The following is an 18,418-nucleotide window of genomic DNA, read 5'->3' as shown; positions in this document are numbered from 1 at the left end:
GGACCATGTTGCTGCCATGTAGGCACTCTGCGAGTCATTGGCATCCACCCCGACCCGGCTGGTCCGGTCCGGTGCAGCTGACTTGCCCGGCCTACGGAGCCGGGTGGCACCGCGCGCCCAAATCAGCTCCCCGAGTGTGCCTGCAGGAACGAATAGACCTCGGTCTCGTCCACGCCGGGGAAAGCGCCCGGCGGCATCGCGGCGAGAAGGTGGGAGTGGGCCCGGGCCGAAGGCCAGGCGTTGCCGGCCCACTCGGATGTCAGGGCTGCGGGCGGTCGCCTGCAACAGCTCTCGTCCGGGCAGGTGGACTTGGACCGCTCCGTTGTGTCACGGCCCCGGAACCATTTCACCTGGGCGTAGGGGACGCCAACGGACAGGGAAAACTCCCCGTTCGCGGAGCGCTCCGTCCGGGCCGTGCACCAGAAGGTCCCGGCCGGCGTGTCGGTGTACTGGTTGTAGGCACTGAACTTGTCCGGCACGTCGAACACCATGCGGGAGGTCCAGTTCTTGCACGACGGCTGTCCCTCAATGGCGCCGGTGTGATCCTGCGGGAATGTCACGCCGTCATTCTCGTAGGCCTTGTAAATGATGCCGCTCTTGTGCGTCTTCTGGAAGTGCGTGCGGATATCCAAGTGCTCCGTGGCGAGGTTGGTAAAGCGGTGCGCTGCGGTCTCGTACGACACGGCGAAGGCGTCCCGGATATCCTCCACCGCGATTTCCTTGGCTTGTTTTGCCTTTTGCAGGAACTCCACGGTGGCGTGCTCCGGCAACAAGAGCGCTGCCGCGAAGTAATTCGTAGCCACCCGCTGCATCAGGAAATCCCCGTAGTTCGTGGGAGTCTGGTGGCCCAAAACGTAGTGGCCCAGCGCCTGCAGAAGCACGGACCGCGGGTCGTGGTCGCTGCGCGCGTTCTGGGTGAGATAAATACGGCGGTTCTTCAGATCCGTCACCGAGCGGGTGGAATGCGGCAGGTCACCCACGTGGTGCAGGCTGAATCCGAGGTGCCCGGCGATGTCCGCAATGACGTGGTGGGACAGCGGACCGCTGGTGTGGCCCACCGACGCGAGGACCTTTTGCGCCTCCGCCTCATATTCCGGGAAGTAGTTATTGCGCTGCCGCATCATGGCGCGCAATTCGCCGTTTGCACGGCGGGCTTCTTCCGGCGTCGCCACCTGCTCGTTGAGCCGGCGCTCCAGCTCGTGCTGCAACCCCACCATCGACTCCAGCACATCCATCGGCAGCCGTGAGCTGATGCGGATCGTGGGGAGCTTCAAGGACTCGTAGATGGGACTGCGCTGGTAGCGTTCCAGCTCAATCTCCAGGGCCGCGCGCCGGTTGGGCGGTTCCGCGCCGAGCAACTCGTCGATGCTGACGCCGAGCGCCGCCGCGAGCTGCTGGAGCAGCCCGAGCTTGGGCTCGCGTTTGCCGTTCTCGATCAGGCTCAGCTGGCTGGGGGCGGTACCCACCGTGGCGCTTAAGTCATCGAGCGTGAGCCCGGCGGCCTTGCGGAGGTGGCGGACCCGGCGGCCCATGCTAATGACGTCCACCTCCGGAACCGCGGGCGAGGAGGTGGCGGACGCGGGGCGGTTCCAGCTGGCGGGATGCATTTCTTCAGAATACGCGAAGAAGTGCATTTCTTTCCAGACTTTTGGTCTAGAAAGCTGCTTGAAAGTACAGAAAAGTAGGTCTTACGGAAAAGTTACACCGCTCCGGACCAGCCAGCACCACTGCGAGGAAGCAGCCAGCCGGCCCCGGACCCCACCAAGGAGACAAAGATGACTGCAGCATTTGAGCCCACCCAGCAGACGCCCGAACAGCAGGCCACAGCCCTGGAGCTCGAGTGGACTGCCAACCCGCGCTGGGAAGGTGTCACCCGGGACTACACGGCCTCCGACGTCATCCGCCTCCGCGGCCGCGTCTCCGAGGAGCACACCCTGGCCCGCCGTGGCTCCGAGAAGCTGTGGGAGCAGCTGACCGGCGAGCATAAGGAGGGCACGTACACCAACGCCCTGGGCGCGCTGACCGGCAACCAGGCCGTGCAGCAGGTCAAAGCCGGGCTCCGCGCCATCTACCTCTCCGGCTGGCAGGTTGCCGCCGACGCCAACAACTCCGGACACACCTACCCGGACCAGTCCCTGTACCCGGCCAACTCGGTCCCGACCGTGGTCCGCCGCATCAACAACGCCCTGCTCCGCGCGGACCAGATCGAGTTCTCCGAAGGCGTCCAGACCGTCGAGGACTGGATGGTCCCGATCGTCGCCGACGCCGAGGCCGGCTTCGGTGGCCCGCTCAACGCGTACGAGCTCATGAAATCCATGATCCAGGCCGGCGCCTCGGGCGTGCACTGGGAGGACCAGCTCGCCTCGGAGAAAAAATGCGGCCACCTCGGCGGCAAGGTTCTGATTCCCAGCCAGCAGCACGTCCGCACCCTGAACGCCGCCCGTCTGGCTGCCGACGTCGCGGGCACTCCGTCCGTCATCATCGCCCGCACCGACGCCGAGGCTGCCACCCTCATCACGTCCGACGTCGATCCCCGCGACCAGGAATTCATCCTCCGCGAAGGCGGACAGCCGGTCCGCACCCCGGAGGGCTTCTACAAGGTCCGCAACGGGATCGAACCCTGCATCGCCCGTGCCAAGGCCTACGCACCGTATTCGGACCTCATCTGGATGGAGACGGGCACCCCGGACCTGGAGCTGGCCCGCAAGTTCGCCGAAGCCGTCAAGGCCGACTTCCCGGACCAGATGCTCTCCTACAACTGCTCCCCGTCGTTCAACTGGAAGAAGCACCTCGACGACGCCACGATCGCCAAGTTCCAGCGCGAACTCGGCGCCATGGGCTTCACCTTCCAGTTCATCACCCTGGCCGGCTTCCACGCCCTGAACTACTCGATGTTCGACCTCGCCCACGGCTACGCCCGTGAAGGGATGAGCGCCTACGTCGAGCTCCAGGAGAAGGAATTCGCCTCCGAGTCCCGCGGCTACACCGCGACTAAGCACCAGCGCGAAGTCGGCACCGGCTACTTTGACGCAATCGCAACTGCGCTCAACCCGAACGCATCCACCCTGGCTCTGGTGGGATCCACCGAAGAAGGCCAGTTCCACTAATCCCCAGCTTTTCCCGCCCGTTGCCCTATCACTTTTGGTCCCCCTCGACCTTCGTTGGAGACTAAAAGTGATAGGGCAACGGCGGACATTCAAGGAGCAACTCCCATGAACAGCTTCACTGACAACTTCACCATCAACGGGGTCACGATGACCGCCCAGCCGATCTGCCGGCAGAGCGAAGTCTTGACCCCCGACGCACTCGCGTTTGTGGCCAAACTGCACAAGGCGACGGCGGCCCGTCGGCTGGAGCTGCTGCAGGCCCGGCAGGAACGCCGCCAGCAGATCGCCAAGGGCCAGGACCCGCGGTTTCTCCGCGAAACCGAGTCCGTCCGCAATGATCCGGCCTGGCGCGTCGCTCCGCCGGCACCGGGGCTGGAAGACCGCCGCGTCGAGATCACCGGCCCGGTGGACAAGAAAATGACCATCAACGCGCTGAACTCCGGCGCCAAGGTGTGGCTCGCGGACATGGAGGACTCCTCCACTCCGTCGTGGCGCAACGTCATCCAGGGCCAGCTCAATCTCAGCGACGCGCTGGAACGCCGGATCGACTTCACGTCCCCGGAAGGCAAGGAGTACAAGCTCCGCGCCGCCGAGGACCTGCCCACCATGGTGGTCCGGCCCCGTGGCTGGCACCTGCCCGAAAAGCACATGCTCATCGACGGCACCCCCGTCGCCGGCGGCATCGTGGACTTCGGCTTGTACTTCTTCCACAACGCCCGCCGCCTGATCTCCCAGGGCAAGGGACCGTACTTCTACCTGCCGAAGATCGAGAACCACCTCGAGGCGCGCCTGTGGAATGACATCTTCGTCCTCGCCCAGGACCTGCTGGGCATTCCGCAGGGCACCATCCGCGCCACGGTGCTGATCGAGACCATCACGGCCGCGTTCGAGATGGAGGAGATCCTCTTCGAACTCAAGGACCACGCCGCGGGCCTGAACGCCGGCCGCTGGGACTACATCTTCTCGCTGATCAAGAACTTCCGCACCCGCGGTCCCCGCTTCGTCCTGCCGGACCGCAGCCAGGTGACCATGACCCAGCCGTTCATGCGCGCCTACACCGAACAGCTGGTCCGGGCCTGCCATAATCGCGGAGCCATGGCGATCGGCGGCATGGCAGCCGCCGTCCCCAACCGCAAGGACGCCGAAGCCAACGCGATCGCCATCGAGAAGGTCCGCGCCGACAAGACCCGCGAGGCCGGCGACGGTTTCGACGGCTCGTGGGTGGCCCACCCGGACCTGGTGCCCGTATGCCGGGAAGTGTTCGACGGCGTCCTCGGCGACCGTCCCAACCAACTGGACCGGCTCCGCGAGGACGTCACCCCGGATGACCGCGCACTGCTCGACATCGCCGCCACCACCGGCACCATCACAGAGCAGGGCATCCGGAACAACATCGAGGTCGGCATCCGCTACATCGAGTCCTGGCTGCGCGGCAACGGCGCCGTCGCCATCCATAACCTGATGGAGGACGCCGCCACCGCGGAAATCTCCCGCTCGCAGCTGTGGCAGTGGATCTTCTCCCGCGCGGTCACGGATGCCGGCGACGTCGTCACCCGCGAAGGGGTCGAGGACATGCTGGACGAGGAGTTCGCGAAGCTCGAGCGTTTCGAAGGCGACCGCTTTGCCGATGCCCGGGACATCTTCGAGGAAGTGACGCTCACCCCGGCGTTCCCGGACTTCCTGACGCTTCCGGCTTACGACCGGTTCCTGCATGAAGCGCGCGACGGCGACCTCCCCACCGAGGATCCGAAGCTCATCACCGCCTAGGGCCTGCCGGGACCACCGGAAGGCGCAGATTTCCGTCTGCTGGGCCGCCACGCCCTTCGCAACAGGCACCCCCGAGATCCGGGGCGGCGGTCCAGCGACGGAAGACCCCTCGGGGACTCGACAACGGCGTCGAGGTATCAGCTAAGGCCCATGTTCGCAGTGAACATGGGCCTCAGCTGTTCCCCCGGCGCGGACGAAGAGACAGATCAGTGCGGTTTGGGAACGTGCCGGAGGGACAGTGCGGTGCCGAGGATGAACATCGCCACCGAGCCGAGCACCATCAGCAACGGCCCCGTCCAGGATCCTGAGGTCCCGTTCACATAACCCAGCAGGGTCGGCGCCAGGGCGCCGAAGGAGTAGCCGACACCCTGCACGACGGCGGACATCCGGCCGGCCGAGGCCTGGTCGCGGGCCAGCCGGATGATGGCGATGAAAATCAAGGTGATGCCACCGCCCTGGGCAACGCCGCCCAGCGCGGACCACAGCCACCACAGCCCGGGCGCCAGGAGCAGGCCTGCCGGCACGGTTACCCACAGGAGCCCCAAGGTGAGCCCGACCGCCGTCGTGCTGGCGAACCGGGCCGCGAGGGGAACGCCCAGCCCGCCCACGATGGCGAAGATCTGAAACAGCGAGGACCCGGCGCCCGCCCCCGCAGCCGTCATGCCGAGCGTGTCCGCGAGGATGCTGGGCAGCCATGCCGTGACGCCGTAGTAAGAGAACGCCTGGCCGGCGAAGCCTGCGGTCAGCCCCACGGTGATCCACCGCGACGCCGGTTTGACCCCCGCAGGTGCGGGCTCCGGTGCCGGGACGGGGTCTGGGCGGAACGCGCGGCCGCCGAACGCGAGCGCGCAGGCCAGCAGGGCCGCGACGGCGAAGAGACCGCAGGAAGCCAGGGCAAGCCGCCACCCGAGCAGCGCGGCCAACGGAGCCATCACCATGGCGGTAATAAAGGACCCGACGTTCAGGGCTGCGGTGTAGATGCCCATGGCTGTGCCCTGCCGCGCCGGGGCGAAGTCTCGCCGGATGATCAGCGGTACGGCGATATTGCCGATGGTGATGGCGACGCCGAGCATCACCGTGCCGAGCATCACCACGGCGCCGTTGCCCGCCGACCGCACCACCACGCCCAGCAGGACACCCAGCAGCGTGAGGCTGATCGCGACTTCCGCGCCGAGTTTGCGTCCAGTCAGCGAGGCCAGCGGTGAGGCGAGGGCAAAGCAGAGCACCGGGATCCCGGTCAGGAGACCCAACTCCACCGGCGAAAAGCCAAGTTCCTGCTGCATGAGGCCCACCACCGGGGCCACAGCCACGAACGGGCCACGCATGTTCAGGGCGATCAAGCCGATGGCGGCCAGAAGGATCCAGCTGCGCGGCACCTTGGCGAGGACATTTGAACTCATGGGTGCCGCGGCCCGGCCGTCAGGCAGAAATAGGAATTCATCAGTTCTATTGCTATCACGGGCCCGCCGCCACCGCAGGAAGGTGACATCATAAGCGGCTCCGCCCGGAGGCGCCCAGGGGTTCGGGACCGGGCGTCTCCGGCCGGAGCCACGCGCTGCCTGACGGCCCCTATTTGACGGCGCCGGCGGTGAGACCGGCGACGAAGTTGCGCTGCAGCAGCAGGAAGCCGACGACCACCGGAACGCTGACCACGAGCGAGGCGGCCATGATCTGGTTCCAGTAGACGTTGGTCTGGGTGGAGTACAGCTGCAGGCCCACCGCCAACGTCCGGTTGGCATCCGTGGTCATGACGGAAGCGAAGAGCACTTCGCCCCAGGAGGTCATGAAGCTGTAGATCGCGACGGCCACCAGCCCGGGCCGGGCGGCTGGAAGCACCACCCGCCAGAGAGCTCCCATCGGTCCGCACCCGTCCACTTTGGCGGCCTCGTCCAGGTCCCGCGGGATGCCGTCCAAGTAACCGGCCAGCATCCAGATGGAAAACGGCAGGGAGAACGTCAGGTACGTGATGACCAGGCCGGCGCGGGTGCCGACAAGCTGGATGCCGAGGGTGGAGTTGATGTTCACGAAGATCAGGAACAGCGGCAGGAGGAAGAGCACACCGGGGAACATCTGCGTTGACAGCACCGTGGTGGAGAAGATGGACCGGCCCCGGAAACGGTAGCGGGAGATCGCGTAGGCGGCGAAGACAGCGATGATCAGGCTCAGGACGGTCGCGGCGCCGGCCACGATCACGCTGTTGACGAAGTAGGACGCCAGCGGCACGGTTTTCCACATGTCGATGAAGGGAGCCATCGTCACCGTGGTCGGCCACCACGTGAAGGCGCCCTGGACATCGGAGAGTGGTTTCATCGCTGAGGTAACCATGACGTAGACGGGGACCACCGTGAACACGGTCAGCAGTGAAACGACGATGGCCCGGAAAACCTTGGATCCGTTGGTTTCACGCACGCTGGGACCTCCGGTTCAAAACAAGCAGGTAGATGCCGCTGACCAACAGCAGGAAAAGCAGCAGCAGCACGGACATGGCAGCGCCTGAGCCGAAGTTCCAAGTGAGGAACGAGGCGTTGTAGATGTGGAAGGAGATCAGGTCCCCGGCCGGCGGCTGGGCGTTGCCGAAGAGCACGAAGGGTGTGTTGAAGTCGTTGAACGTCCACAGGAACATGACCAGGAGCAGCACCATGTTCACCGGCCGGACCATCGGCAGCGTGATGGAGCGCCACTGCCGGAAAGGCTTGGCCCCGTCTACGGCGGACGCTTCGTAAACGTCGGTGGGAATGGACTGGAGTCCGGCCATCAGCATCAGGAAGGCGAAGGGCCAGAGCCGCCAGATGGCGACCACGACGACGGCGACGAAGGAGTTGTCGCCGATCAGCCAGAACGGCTTATCCCCGGAGAGATGGAGGTTGTCGAAGAGGAAGTGGTTGACCGCCCCGGTGTCCTTTTGCAGCATGAACTTCCAGGCGATGATGCCGGCGTACATGGGCAGGGCGTAGGGAACCAGGAAGAGTGTGCGGAACAAGCCCTGGCCACGGAATTTGCCTTGCAGGGCGACGGCGGCCGCCATGCCGAGGGTCCAGGAGATGCCCACCACCAGGACAGTGAAGGCACAGGTGACCAGGAAGGACTGGAGCAGGGCCGCTCCGACGGCGCCATTGAAGTCCAGGGCGACCTGGTAGTTCTTTAATCCGGTGACGGGGGCGTTGCCCCAATTGGAGATATAGGCCTTGGTCAATTTCAGGAAACTCATCCAGATGCCCGTCACCATGGGGATGACGTGGATGACCAGTTCGAAGACTATGGCCGGCGCCAGCAGGGCGTAGGGAAGCCACCAGCCGGACGGGCGGGGCTTGCGCTGTTTGGGCTCGGACTTCGGCGGGGCTTCGGTGGCGAGGGGGGGTGCCGTTGCAGCAGCCACGGGACTGACCTTTCTTTGGGTGCGGGCGGCCGGGAAGGTGGTGCCGGGCGTGCCGGCACCACCCGGGGTGGTTAGCCGGCGGCTGCGACCTGCTGCTCAGCCGTCTTCATCGCGGTGCGGATGTCGTCAGTGCTGACGTTTCCACCGGAGGCAATCTTGGCGAACATCTGGTTCATCGCCTTGCCCACGGTGCTTTCGAACTGGTCCTCGGCAGGCACCAGGGGAAGCGGCTTGGACTTGTTGGCGTAGATGTCCGAGAAGATCTTCGCTTCTTCGGCGTTGTCGGTGAAGTTCGGGGTGGCGTCCTGGAGTACCGGCAGGGCCGAGAACGGCTTGTCGAGGGCGGTCTGCGTCTCCGGGCTGGTCATGAAGTTCACGAACTTCAAGGCGGCGTCCTTGTTCTTCGTGTTCTTGAAGATGGACAGGTTGATGCCGGCGACGTGGCTGGCGATCTGGGACTTGGCGTCCGCGGGTGCCGGGAACGGAACAACGCCGTATTTGTCACTGGTCATGCCGTTGGCGACGATCGAGTTGTCGGCATTGTTCTGGTTCAGGATCATGGCCACCTTGCCGGTGGCAAAGTCGTTGACTGCCTTGGTTCCGTTGTCGTACTGGGCGTTGGCGACGTTGACGACCTTGTCCTTCTGCATCAGGTCGAGATACCGCTCGATTCCCTTGACCACGCCGTCGGAGGAGAAGGTCGGTTTGCCTTCGTTATCAAAGAGGTCCGCGCCGTTCTGGGCCGCATTGATGAAGGCGAAGTGGGCACTCTCGGTGTAGCTGCCGGCAGCCAGCGCGAGACCGTATTTGTCCCCGCTGGTGAGCTTCTGGGCGTCCGTGACCAGGTCCTCCCAGTTATTGGGGGGCGTCAGGCCGGCCTCCGCGAACATGGCCTTGTTGTAGTACAGCCCGTAGGCCAGTCCATAGACGGGAACCGACGTCGGATCCTGGCCGGCGACCCCGCCGGTGTCCATGGCGGTCTTGACGAACTTGTCCTTGCCGCCGATGGCTTTGAATGCGGCATCGTCGAAGGGCATGAACGCCCCGGTGGACTGCAGGGATGCCGCCCACGTGTTGCCGATGTTGACGACGTCGGGCGCCTGGCCGGAGGTGACGGCGGTCTGGATGCGGGTCTGCAGGTCGTTCCAGCCGATGACTTCCAGGTTGACCTTGATCCCGGTCTGTTTGGTGAAGTTCTCCAGCTGCGGCGTCAGGACCTGCTTGTCGTTGTCGAGGCTGGTGCCCTGGTTGCTGGCCCAGTAGGTGAGCGTTGCGCCCGAGCCGGACGCATCCGACCCCGACGAGGAGGAGGACGAAGAGCTGCTGCCACTGCAGGCGGTTGTTGTCAGCGCCAGCGCCGCGATAGCGGCGGTAGCGGCAAGGGTACGAATTTTCACTTCTGACTTCCTTGTCTGAGATTCGCGAGGTACACCGAGAGTCCGGCCTCCGGACTTTCCACAAAGCTAGTGGAACTTATGTTGATCGTCAATCAAAAGTTTGGAATGAGTCGGTGAATTTTTTGGTGACCCTTGTTGCGCCGCCGAATAATCCGCGCGGCCCGTGGTTTCGACGCAGCCGGCCGGCCGCCACGCGGGGCCTTCCGCCGGAAGAACGCGCCCAGGCGTACCGGGGCGCGGCCTCAATCCGGCCGCGCCCCGGCAGGGCTATGTTCCTTAGGCCTTATCCAGGAGGGCTTCAATACTGGCCGGGGAAAGAATGTCGTCCACGACCATCCGGCTGGCACCCAGGACGCCGGCCTGGTCTGCTGCCATCGATTGGACAATGCGCAGCCGGGCAGTCGCCAGCGGCAGGGAGCGCTGGTACACCACCTCACGGACGCCGGCCAGGAGGTATTCGCCCCCTGCAGCCAGCCCGCCGCCGATGACAATCACGGACGGGTTGAGCAGGTTCACGCATGTTGCCAGCACGTCCCCCACGTCCCGCCCGGCCTGGCGCATGGCCTGGACGGCTTTGACATCGCCGCGTCGCGCCAGTTCGAGCACGTCCTCGCCGGTTTCGGCGGGCACGCCCTGGGCGGTGAGGGCGGCAGCCACTGCCGGTCCGGAGGCCAGTGCTTCCAGGCATCCGTAATTGCCGCACCGGCAAAGGAGGCCGTCCCCGCGGGGGACGCGGACGTGGCCGATGTCCCCGGCAGTTCCGTCGGCGCCGCGCTGCAGCAAGCCGCCGCTGATGATCCCGGCGCCGATGCCGGTGGCGACTTTGATGAAGAGCAGGCTCTCGACGTCGGGCCAGAAGAACGCCCGTTCGCCCAGGGCCATGATGTTCACGTCGTTGTCGACGGCGACGTGGGTGTCGAAGCTGCGCTGAATGTAGCGGGGCACATCGAACCCGTCCCACCCCGGCATGATGGGGGGATTGGCCGGTTTGCCGCTGGAGTGCTCCACCGGCCCCGGCAGTCCGATCCCGATTCCGGCCAGCTCGCGGGCATCCCGGCCGGTCCTGGCCAGCAGTGTGCGGCAGAGCTTCACGACGAGGTCCAGCACTGCCTGCGGTCCGGCGGAGATTTCAATGTCCATCCTGGACTCGGTGAGGACACGGCCGCTCAGGTCGGTGGCCGCCACCAGAATGTGGGTGGCGCCGACGTCCACCGCCATGACAATCCGTGCGGAGGGCTGGAAGGCGAAGCGCGACGGCGGCCTCCCGCCGGAGGAGAACGCCTCGCCGGCGGGACCAATGAGGCCCAGCGACGTCAGCGCTTCAACGCGGGCGGCGATGGTCGACCGTGCCAGACCGGTCAGCTCGGCAATTTCGGCGCGCGTGCGCGCCCGGCCGTCGCGGAGGAGTTGAAACAGCTCCCCTGTGCGCGCCTGGCCGACCACCGGCGTGGCAGACGCGGGAATGCGGGTGGACTGCAGCTCGGAGAGGGTCGGACTTGACATGAATCAATGTAAGCACGGCGGGCTTATGTTCGTCACAATTCCCTTCTGCGACATTTGCCGCCCAACTTTTGCTTGACTGCCGTCAAAAGCTGTTCTAGCTTTACTGATGCGGCCGCCTTCAACACCAGGTCGCTGTGCACCGGCCAGCAACTGCCGGGATCGGCCCCGGGCCGAAAGTATCTACGCCAGGAGAATCTGTGACTTACTCCCTTCAGCTCTACACCGTCCGCGGCCCCTTGGAAGAGGACCTGGAAGGCACGGTCAAACGCGTGGCCGAACTGGGCTACACAGCGGTGGAACCGTACAACTTCGTGGCCAATGCCGACGCCTTGGCCGCTGCCCTGACCGCGAACGGGCTCACCGCCCCCTCCGGCCATGCTCCGCTGCTTAGCGCCGACCAGGACGAAATCTTCCAGGCCGCGCAGAAGCTTGGCATCGGTACGGTCATCGACCCGCACGTGGACAGCGCCCGGTGGACCACAGAGGCGGACATCGTGGAAACGGCGAAGGCGCTGAACGCGGCGGCCGCCAAGGGCGCTGCCTACGGGATCGCCGTCGGGTACCACAACCACGAGTTCGAGCTCGAAAACCGGATCAACGGCCGGTCCGCCCTGGAAGCGCTCGCAGAGAACCTGGACCCCCAGGTGGTGCTTGAGGTGGACACCTATTGGGCCGCCGTCGGCGGCGAGGACCCGGTCGCACTGCTGGAACGGCTCGGCGACCGAGTCCGCTTCATCCACATCAAGGACGGCCCGCTGACCAAGGTGGACAAAGACCAGGTGGCCGTCGGTGCCGGCCGGATGCCGATACGGGAGGTCATCGCTGCCGCCAGGAACCTCGAAGCGGGTGTGGTGGAACTTGATGACTTCAACGGCGATATTTTCGACGCCGTCGGCGAATCCCTGGCGTATCTGAAGGAAGGTAAGTAATGACAACGTCCAGCTCCCCCCGCACCGGTCCCGTCGGCGTCGCCATCATCGGCGCCGGAGTCATCAGCAAGGAGTACCTGGGAAACCTCACCGGTTTCCCCGACGTCAAAGTGCACGTCGTGGCCGATATGTTCGAGGACGCCGCCGCGGCACGGGCAGCAGAATTCGGGATCCCGGCATCCGGCGGCGTCGAGGCTGCCCTGACGCACCCGGACGTGGAAATCGTGGTCAACCTGACCACGCCGGCCGCCCACGTGGAAGTCGCCACCGCCGCCGTCAACGCCGGGAAGCACGTCTGGAGCGAAAAGCCGTTCTCGCTGGACCGGGAAAGCGGGCTGGCGCTGCTCAAAGCCGCCGAAGCCGCGGGTGTCCGCTTGGGCTGCGCGCCGGATACGTTCCTGGGCGCGGGCCTGCAGACAGCCCTGCGGATCATCGCCGAAGGCGGCATCGGCGTTCCGCTGACCGCGTTGACGCTGATGCAGTCCCCGGGCCCGGAGTCCTGGCACCCGAATCCGGCGTTCCTGTTCCAGGAAGGCGCAGGGCCGCTCTTCGACATCGGTCCGTACTACCTGACAACACTCATCCAGACGTTCGGACCGATCTCCAAGGTGGCAGCCTTCGGATCCACCTCGCGGCAGAAGCGGGTCATTGGTTCCGGTCCCAAGGCCGGCGAGGAATTCGAGGTGACTGTGCCGAGCCACGTCAGCGCGATCGCCCAGTTCGCGGGAGGCGAGTCGTCCCAGAGCATCTTCAGTTTCGACTCCAACCTGCAGCGGGCCGGTTTCGTGGAGGTGAACGGGACCGAAGCGACCATTGCTTTTCCCGATCCGAACATGTTCGACGGCGACATCCTGCTGACGCGCCGCGGCGCGGAAGCTCCGGAGGTCATCGCCGCCGTCGGTTCGAAGTCCTCCCGCGGCACCGGCGTCCTGGAAATGGCCCGGGCCATCCGGGCCGGCGTTCCCCACCGCGCCCAGGGGCAGATGGCGTACCACGTGCTTGACGCCATGGTTTCCATCGCCGAATCCATCGAGACCGGGACCTTCATCGACCTTGCCAGTACTGCGTCGGCGGCTCCCCCGCTGCCCGCCGACTGGGACCCCACCGCCGCTACTCTCTAGGACAGCCCAATGCTGGATTCCAAAGCCGCCCGGCGCCTGGGCGTTGCCATGATCGGATATGCGTTCATGGGCAAGGCCCACTCGAATGCCTGGCGCAACGTTGCCAGCTTCTTCGACGTCCCGGCGTTTGAACAGCGCGTCCTGGTTGGTCGGGATGCCGCCGGCGTCGCCGAGGCCGCCGCCAGGTACGGCTGGGCGGAGTCCGCTACGGACTGGCGCTCGGTCATTGCCCGGGATGACATCGACATCGTGGACATTTGCGCCCCGGGGTTCATGCACGCGGAGATCGCCGTCGCCGCGCTCGCCGCCGGCAAGCACGTACTGGTGGAGAAGCCGCTCGCCAATACCCTGGCCGAGGCGGAAGCGATGACGGCGGCGGCGAAGTCTGCCCGCAGCCAGGGCATCCAGTCCATGGTTGGGTTCAACTACCGGCGCATCCCGGCGTTGGCCCTGGCCCGGGAACTGATCAGCGAGGGCAGGCTGGGTGCCGTCCGGCACATCCGGGCAGCCTACCTTCAGGACTGGCTGGTGGACCCGGAAGCTCCCATGACCTGGCGGCTGAACCGGGACACCGCGGGGTCCGGAGCGTTGGGCGACATCGCCTCCCACGCCATCGACCAGGTGCTGTTCCTGCTGGGAGAGGAGGTCACCGAGGTCTCCGGCCGGTTGCACACCTTCACTTCGCAGCGGCCCGGCGCGGACGGACCGGAGGAGGTTACGGTCGACGACGCCGCCTGGGCTACGCTCTCGATGGCCTCGGGGGCCGTCGCCTCCGTGGAGGTGTCCCGGGTGGCCACCGGCCGGAAAAACTCACTCCAGCTGGAGATCTATGGAGAGAAAGGGTCCATCCTGTTTGATTTGGAAAACCTGAACGAACTGGGCTTCCTGGACGCGACGGCTCCGGTCAGGGAGCAGGGCTTCCGGCGCATCCTGGTCAACGAACCCGTTCACCCTTACGCCGGGGCCTGGTGGCCGCAGGGGCACGTGATCGGATGGGAACACACCTTCACGCACGAAATCCGCGACTTCCTGGTCGCGATCAGCACGGGGGCCCCGCCCTCGCCGGGGTTCGAGGACGGTCTGATCGTCCAGCGCATTCTGGCCGCAGTGGAAGAAAGCGCAGCGGCCAAGAGCTCCATCATCCAGCTGGCCGGCCTCCCCGCAGCCTCCCCCGCACCGACCTCCGTCCCCGAAGGAGCCTGACATGGCCCGCCCGTACACCCTGTTCACCGGCCAATGGGCCGACCTGCCTTTCGAGGACGTCGCACGCCTGGCGTCCGGGTGGGGCTACGACGGCCTGGAAATCGCCGTCTCCGGCGACCACCTGGACGCCTGGCGCTGGGACGAACCCGGCTACGTCGAGGCCAAACTCGCCGTGCTGAAGAAGTACAACCTCAAGGTCTGGGCGATCTCCAACCACCTCAAGGGCCAGGCGGTCTGCGATGACCCGATCGATTTCCGGCACGAGGCCATCGTCGGGGCCAAGGTCTGGGGTGACGGGGACCCTGAAGGCGTCCGGCAGCGCGCCGCCGAGGAAATGAAACACACCGCCCGCCTCGCCAAAGCCCTCGGTGTGGACACCGTGGTGGGGTTCACCGGCTCCTCGATCTGGCAGTATGTGGCGATGTTCCCACCCGTCCCGGAAAAGGTCATCGACGCCGGCTACCAGGACTTCGCCGACCGCTGGAACCCCATCCTGGACGTGTTCGATGAATGCGGGGTCCGCTTCGCCCATGAGGTCCACCCTTCCGAGATTGCCTACGACTACTGGACCACCGTGCGCACCCTCGAAGCCATCGGGCACCGCGAGGCCTTCGGGTTGAACTGGGACCCGTCCCACTTCATGTGGCAGGGCATCGATCCGGTCTCCTTCATCTGGGATTTCAAGGACCGGATCTACCACGTCGATTGCAAGGACACGAAGCTGCGCCCCACCGGCCGGAACACCGTGATGGGCTCGCACCTGCCCTGGGGCGATCCCCGCCGCGGCTGGGACTTCGTCTCCGCGGGCCGCGGCGACGTCCCCTGGGAATCATCCTTCCGCGCCTTGACCGCCATCGGCTACACCGGCCCCATCTCCATCGAGTGGGAGGACGCCGGCATGGACCGCCTCCACGGGGCGCCCGAGGCCCTCGCCGCGCTGAAGAAATTCGATTTCCCGGCGTCCACCACCTCCTTCGACGCCGCCTTCACGCAGTAGTTCGGCGGGATCGTGGCGGGCAGCACCCCCGGGCGTCCGGGATGAGCCGGGCGCTGAGGCCGGGGCAGCGCTGTGAAGTGTGGATCGCATCCGTCACCACGGGGGCCCGGGAGCTGATCTTCGCCAGCAACGACCTGCTGCTGGAGGCACCCAACTGGACGCCGGACGATACCGCTCTCATCCTCAACGGCGGCGGTTCCCTGTGGCGGCTGGACCTGTCCTCCCGCTCACCGGAGCTGATCCCCCTCACCGGCGTCCCCGGGCTCAACAATGACCATGTGCTCGCCCCCGGCGGAGACCAGATCTACCTCTCCGCCGATGACGGCCACCTGTACCGGGCCGCCACCCGGGGAGGGGCGGCGGACCGGATCACGGCGCCGGAGGGGTTCTCGTACTTCCTGCATGGGGTGAGCCCGGACGGGGAGGAACTCGCTTGCGTGGGGGTGGAAGGAGGCGACTTCACCGGCCCGGGACGCCTGATGAGAATACCCGCGGCCGGCGGGCACCCGGCAACCATCTGCACCGGGGGCGGGCATTGGGACGGACCGGAATACTCACCGGACGGCGCCTGGATCTACCTCAACACGGAGGCGTTCAGCAGCCGGCCGGGGCACGCCCAGATCGCCCGTGTGCGCCGTGACGGGTCAGCTCTGGAGCGCCTGGTCAGCAGCGACACGGTGGACTGGTTCCCGCACCTGTCCCCGGACGGGCTCCGCGCCAGCTATCTCAGGTTCCCGGCCGGCACCCTGGGTCACCCGGCTGACCTGCCGGTCGACGTCGTTGCCGTTGCGCTGGACGACTGGGCCACCCCGCTGCACACCTGGGCCTTAGCCGGCGGCCAGGGAACCTTAAACGTTAACAGCTGGTCACCGGATTCCAGCCGGTTCGCCTATGTTGCCTACCCTTTCCGCTGATCCCCGGTGTGAGACGCCCGCCCCACCCCCACGGGGCCGCAACAACGCTTCACGGAGCGCGGCCCGCCCCCTCCACGGACTAGGGTTCTGGGCATGAGGCACGTAATCCGAACGGCAACCGCGGACGACGCCGGCCCGCTGGCCTGGCTCGCGGCCGTCACCTTTCCGCTGGCATGCCCGCCCGGTTCTGACCCGGAAGATATCGCGGCCCACCTCGCGAACACACTCAGCGAGGCAAACTTCCGCGGCTACCTCGCCGACCCCGACGTCACCGTCCTCGTGATCGACGTCGGCGGCGGGCTCCGGGGCTACAGCCTGCTCGTGGCCCGCCCCACCGAGGACCCGGACGTGGCTGCGGTCCTGACGGGCCTGCCCTGCACCGAGCTCAGCAAATGCTATGTGCATCCGGACCACCACGGTCTCGGTGCTGCCGCCGAACTCATGCACGCCAGCGTGGCTGAGGCGGCGGCGCACGGCGCCCGCGGTCTCTGGCTTGGGGTGAACAGCCAGAATGGCCGCGCCATCCGGTTCTACGAGAAATCCGGCTTCCGCAAAGTCGGCACAAAGTCGTTCAAGCTCGGCTCCACGGTGGAACACGATTTTGTGATGGAACGCCCGCTCGCACCGTGACCAAGCCGACAGCCCGCCAGGGAATGGCGCCGCTGCCCCCAGGGTTGTGCCGGACATGAAGATTGAGATCTGGTCTGACGTCGCATGCCCCTGGTGCTACATCGGCAAGCGCCGCTTTGAAACCGCCCTCGCAGCGTTTCCGCACCGTGCGGAGGTGCACGTGCAGTGGCGCAGCTACCAGTTGGATCCGGCATTACCGGAGCACTACGACGGCACGGAACTGGATTATCTGAGCACCAGCAAGGGCATGGCCGCGGCCCAGGTTGCCGGCATGTTCGCGCACGTGGCAGAGCAGGCCAGGGGTGAAGGTCTTGACTACAGGTTCGACGACGTCGTGGTCGCCAACAGCTTCACCGCCCACCGGCTGATCCACCTCGCGGCAGCGCACGGGGTGCAGGACACCGCGAAGGAACGCCTGCTCAGCGCCCACTTCGAACACGGCCAGGACATTGGCAGCCGCACCTACCTGACCTCGCTGGGGCTGGAGCTGGGGATCGGCGCCGCCGAACTGGACGAGTTGTTCACCACCGACAAGTACGCCGACGACGTCCGGATGGACTTCGAGGAAGGCCGTGCGCTGGGCATCACCGGCGTTCCCTTCTTCGTGATCGACCGCAAATTCGGGCTCTCCGGAGCGCAGCCCGCCGAGACGTTCACCGAGGCCCTCGAGCAGGCCTGGCAGGACAGCCGCCCGCTGGAAATGGTCACCGCAGCCGGCGGCGGGGACAAAGACGGGACCGCACCGGCCTGCGGCCCGGACGGCTGCGCCATCTGACAGCCGGGCGTCTTGCTGACGGATGGCGCTAAAGTGTCCGTATGCCCAGGATCTCGGCCGCGAGCAACGCCGCCCAACGCGCCGAGACCCAACGCCGGATCCTGACCGCTTTCGGCGAGCTGCTGTTTACCCATGGACTGCCGGGGCTGACCATGACCGACGTCGCCCGGCATGCCCGGATCGGCCGCACCGCGGCGTACAACTACTTCGCGGACATCGAAGAGCTGCTCATTGCCTACGCACTGGACGAGACTGAAAGGTTCCTGGCGGAGCTGCGGGAATCCCTGGCCACGCTGGAGAACCCGGTGGACCGCCTGGCTGTGTACGTCCGCGCCCAGGTCGAGGACCTCAGCCGGCGCCATCTGCCGCCGGGCCCCACGATGGGGGCCGTGCTCTCCCCCGCCTCGTTCGCGAAACTCGCCGGCCACGTCGGGGAGCTCAGCGTGCTCTTGCAGGGCATCCTGCGCGACGGCGTCGCCCAGGGCTACCTCCCCGAGGCGGACATCGCCCAGCTCGCGCAGCTCATTCACGGCACCCTGTCTTCCAGCGCCGCGCGCGGTGACGGCTCCGGCCAGGATGCCGGTGCCGGTGCGCAGCTGGCCCGGACGGTGCGTTTCGTCCAGCTCGGTGCCGGTGCGCGGCTGGACGGCGCCGGCCGGCCCCTCCGCCTGCACTCCTGACATCCGGCAGCCGGGACAG

General features: G+C 66.3%; 16 protein-coding genes. 10 read left to right on the top strand and 6 right to left on the bottom strand.

The genetic code is table 11. The annotated features are described in order from the left end of the window. Positions 1-122 precede the first annotated feature (122 nt). Positions 123-1,634: a helix-turn-helix domain-containing protein gene (locus VUN84_02055; protein XAS64492.1), complete on the bottom strand. Its 1,512-nt coding sequence runs from the start codon at positions 1,632-1,634 to the stop codon at positions 123-125. 141 nt (positions 1,635-1,775) lie between these two features. Here VUN84_02055 and aceA point away from each other — a divergent pair, with 141 nt between their 5' ends. Both aceA and aceB read left to right on the top strand, forming a co-directional pair. Next, positions 1,776-3,107: an isocitrate lyase gene (gene aceA, locus VUN84_02050; protein ID XAS64491.1), complete on the top strand. Its 1,332-nt coding sequence runs from the start codon at positions 1,776-1,778 to the stop codon at positions 3,105-3,107. 105 nt (positions 3,108-3,212) lie between these two features. Next, on the top strand, positions 3,213-4,874 hold the full coding sequence (gene aceB, locus VUN84_02045; protein XAS64490.1) for a malate synthase A: 1,662 nt from the start codon (positions 3,213-3,215) through the stop codon (positions 4,872-4,874). 206 nt (positions 4,875-5,080) lie between these two features. Here aceB and VUN84_02040 read toward each other — a convergent pair whose 3' ends face one another. The 5 genes from VUN84_02040 to VUN84_02020 all read right to left on the bottom strand — a co-directional run bounded on the left by VUN84_02040 (position 5,081) and on the right by VUN84_02020 (position 11,150). Then, positions 5,081-6,274 (bottom strand): MFS transporter, encoded by a 1,194-nt coding sequence (locus VUN84_02040; GenBank protein ID XAS64489.1) that lies wholly within the window; start codon positions 6,272-6,274, stop codon positions 5,081-5,083. A gap of 169 nt (positions 6,275-6,443) precedes the next feature. After that, complete coding sequence (locus tag VUN84_02035; protein ID XAS64488.1) at positions 6,444-7,283, bottom strand: carbohydrate ABC transporter permease; 840 nt, start codon at positions 7,281-7,283, stop codon at positions 6,444-6,446. Further along, positions 7,276-8,250: a sugar ABC transporter permease gene (locus VUN84_02030; GenBank protein ID XAS64487.1), complete on the bottom strand. Its 975-nt coding sequence runs from the start codon at positions 8,248-8,250 to the stop codon at positions 7,276-7,278. Before VUN84_02030 ends, VUN84_02035 begins: the two co-directional genes overlap by 8 nt. Before the next feature lie 71 nt (positions 8,251-8,321). Next, positions 8,322-9,647 carry a sugar ABC transporter substrate-binding protein gene (locus VUN84_02025; protein ID XAS64486.1) on the bottom strand — a complete coding sequence of 442 codons (1,326 nt, stop codon included), beginning with the start codon at positions 9,645-9,647 and terminating at the stop codon, positions 8,322-8,324. 276 nt (positions 9,648-9,923) lie between these two features. Continuing rightward, positions 9,924-11,150, bottom strand: coding sequence for an ROK family transcriptional regulator (locus tag VUN84_02020; protein XAS64485.1), 1,227 nt, complete (start codon positions 11,148-11,150; stop codon positions 9,924-9,926). Between the two features lie 197 nt (positions 11,151-11,347). Between VUN84_02020 and VUN84_02015 the strand changes: the two genes are divergently transcribed. From VUN84_02015 to VUN84_01980, 8 genes are all read left to right on the top strand, one after another. After that, a complete protein-coding gene (locus VUN84_02015) occupies positions 11,348-12,079 on the top strand; it encodes a sugar phosphate isomerase/epimerase (GenBank protein ID XAS64484.1) in 732 nt (243 codons plus the stop codon). After that, positions 12,079-13,200, top strand: a complete 1,122-nt coding sequence (locus VUN84_02010; GenBank protein XAS64483.1) for a Gfo/Idh/MocA family oxidoreductase — start codon at positions 12,079-12,081, stop codon at positions 13,198-13,200. Before VUN84_02015 ends, VUN84_02010 begins: the two co-directional genes overlap by 1 nt. 9 nt (positions 13,201-13,209) lie before the next feature. Continuing rightward, positions 13,210-14,403, top strand: a complete 1,194-nt coding sequence (locus VUN84_02005; GenBank protein ID XAS64482.1) for a Gfo/Idh/MocA family oxidoreductase — start codon at positions 13,210-13,212, stop codon at positions 14,401-14,403. Between the two features lies 1 nt (position 14,404). Beyond that, on the top strand, positions 14,405-15,400 hold the full coding sequence (locus VUN84_02000) for a sugar phosphate isomerase/epimerase family protein (protein ID XAS64481.1): 996 nt from the start codon (positions 14,405-14,407) through the stop codon (positions 15,398-15,400). Positions 15,401-15,477: 77 nt separating this feature from the next. Further along, positions 15,478-16,314, top strand: a complete 837-nt coding sequence (locus VUN84_01995) for a biopolymer transporter Tol (protein ID XAS64480.1) — start codon at positions 15,478-15,480, stop codon at positions 16,312-16,314. 93 nt (positions 16,315-16,407) lie between these two features. After that, a complete protein-coding gene (locus VUN84_01990) occupies positions 16,408-16,944 on the top strand; it encodes a GNAT family N-acetyltransferase (protein ID XAS64479.1) in 537 nt (178 codons plus the stop codon). A gap of 55 nt (positions 16,945-16,999) precedes the next feature. After that, a complete protein-coding gene (locus VUN84_01985) occupies positions 17,000-17,719 on the top strand; it encodes a DsbA family oxidoreductase (GenBank protein ID XAS64478.1) in 720 nt (239 codons plus the stop codon). Between the two features lie 41 nt (positions 17,720-17,760). After that, on the top strand, positions 17,761-18,399 hold the full coding sequence (locus VUN84_01980) for a TetR/AcrR family transcriptional regulator (protein ID XAS64477.1): 639 nt from the start codon (positions 17,761-17,763) through the stop codon (positions 18,397-18,399). The last annotated feature ends 19 nt before the right edge of the window (positions 18,400-18,418 follow it).

It is taken from the genome of Micrococcaceae bacterium Sec5.8, from assembly GCA_039636775.1.
Lineage (GTDB): Bacteria > Actinomycetota > Actinomycetes > Actinomycetales > Micrococcaceae > Arthrobacter.
Note: the sequence above shows the minus strand (reverse complement) of the source record. Positions and strands in the feature narration are given on the sequence as shown.

What these genes read in the sequence shown, in the direction of transcription:
- VUN84_02040 (XAS64489.1), bottom strand. Translation starts at nt 6,274, where the DNA reads ATGAGTTCAAATGTCCTCGCCAAGGTGCCGCGCAGCTGGATCCTTCTG.
- VUN84_02000 (XAS64481.1), top strand. Translation starts at nt 14,405, where the DNA reads ATGGCCCGCCCGTACACCCTGTTCACCGGCCAATGGGCCGACCTGCCT.
- VUN84_02020 (XAS64485.1), bottom strand. Translation starts at nt 11,150, where the DNA reads ATGTCAAGTCCGACCCTCTCCGAGCTGCAGTCCACCCGCATTCCCGCG.
- VUN84_02010 (XAS64483.1), top strand. Translation starts at nt 12,079, where the DNA reads ATGACAACGTCCAGCTCCCCCCGCACCGGTCCCGTCGGCGTCGCCATC.
- aceB (XAS64490.1), top strand. Translation starts at nt 3,213, where the DNA reads ATGAACAGCTTCACTGACAACTTCACCATCAACGGGGTCACGATGACC.
- VUN84_01980 (XAS64477.1), top strand. Translation starts at nt 17,761, where the DNA reads ATGCCCAGGATCTCGGCCGCGAGCAACGCCGCCCAACGCGCCGAGACC.
- VUN84_01985 (XAS64478.1), top strand. Translation starts at nt 17,000, where the DNA reads ATGAAGATTGAGATCTGGTCTGACGTCGCATGCCCCTGGTGCTACATC.
- aceA (XAS64491.1), top strand. Translation starts at nt 1,776, where the DNA reads ATGACTGCAGCATTTGAGCCCACCCAGCAGACGCCCGAACAGCAGGCC.
- VUN84_02055 (XAS64492.1), bottom strand. Translation starts at nt 1,634, where the DNA reads ATGCACTTCTTCGCGTATTCTGAAGAAATGCATCCCGCCAGCTGGAAC.
- VUN84_02005 (XAS64482.1), top strand. Translation starts at nt 13,210, where the DNA reads ATGCTGGATTCCAAAGCCGCCCGGCGCCTGGGCGTTGCCATGATCGGA.
- VUN84_01990 (XAS64479.1), top strand. Translation starts at nt 16,408, where the DNA reads ATGAGGCACGTAATCCGAACGGCAACCGCGGACGACGCCGGCCCGCTG.